Consider the following 1,328-nt stretch of genomic DNA (forward strand, 5'->3'; position numbering starts at 1 on the left):
GCACCAACGCGCACCCGGTGCTTCAGGACGCGCCGCTGCGCGAGCGGGCGCGGGTGGCGCGGCCGGAGCACCTGGCCGTGCTGTCCGCGCGTTCGGCGGAGCAGCTGCGTACGCAGGCTGAGCGTCTGCTGGCGCATGGCCAACGCCAGGACGACGTAGCGCTCGGCGACATGGCTTACACGCTGCAGGCAGGACGCAAGCATTTCGCGCACCGGTTGGCGTGCGTGGTGCCTGATCAGGCGGCGCTGACGGTGGCGCTGACGCGCTGGCTGGCGGGCACGACGAGCGAGTCGGTGTACGTGGGCGAGCTCAAGGACAAGAGCAGTCGCGAACGGGCGGCGCTGAAGGAATACGGCCAGGCGTGTGTGGCGGCGTGCGTGGACGGCGGGCTGCCGGCCGCCGAGTACCGGCAGAAGCTGGCGGTACTGGCAGACCTGTACGTGCAGGGCTACGCGCTGGATTTCGCGGCTTTGCTGGCGGACGGCGGTTACGGTCGCGTGTCGCTGCCGACCTATCCGTTCGCCCGGCAGCGCTACTGGGTGGAGGCGGTGCCGGCGGTGCATGCGGCAGAACCGCTCACCGGTACGCGCACAACGCTGCATCCGCTGCTGCACGAGAACACCAGCGACATGTATGAGCTGCGCTACAGCAGTGTGTTCGACCGCGGCGCGAGCTCTGTCGAGGGTGGTGAGCTGGCGAGCGCTGCTGTACTGGAAATGGCGCGCGCCGCCCTGGAACTGGCGGGCGGATGGCGCGTGGACGAAACCACGACGCTGTCTCTCGCCGACGTGGTCTGGGAAACGGCGGTGAAGATCGGCTCGGGGCCGCAGCGCGTGCACATCGGGCTGTATGCGCAGACGGACGCCGTGGTGGAGTTTGAAATCTTCACCGAGACCGACGCGGGGCCGCGCGCGGTCCCCGCCCATGGCCGCGGCGAACGCCGACAGCGGCCGGCGGCTGCCCGGACTCACGACCGTCGCCGTCGCGTCGCGCGTCGCGTCGACGTCCCCGCGCCCCCGGACGGCCATCCGTATGCACTGCATTCGGCCTTGCTGCAGCAGGTCGTGGCGGCGGCACAGCAGCGTGTGGCCGAGCCTTTGGTACCGCAACGCCTCGCTCGCTTGGATGTGCTGGCACCGATGAGCGCGCAAGTTCACGCATGGCTGCATGAGCGGCCGCCTGCGGCAGACGGCTCCCGTCACGTCGACATCGCGCTCCTCGACGCACGGGCCCGCTTTCGTCCGTCCCTCATCTACTTGCTGCTCTCCCCTGCTCCTCTCACGTCCGCCTCGCACCCTCACCTCCCCCCGCCCCCGTCCGCCTCTTCC

1 protein-coding gene is annotated in these 1,328 nt (G+C 70.3%); it reads left to right on the forward strand.

Features of this window, described 5'->3' with window-relative positions:
* Positions 1 to 1,328 (forward strand): KS-MAT linker domain-containing protein (locus tag NJ959_RS29615; RefSeq protein WP_254015343.1); only part of this gene is annotated, 1,328 nt, incomplete at both ends.

The organism is Limnofasciculus baicalensis BBK-W-15 (genome assembly GCF_024178385.1).
GTDB classification, from domain to species: Bacteria; Cyanobacteriota; Cyanobacteriia; order Cyanobacteriales; family Coleofasciculaceae; genus Limnofasciculus; species Limnofasciculus baicalensis.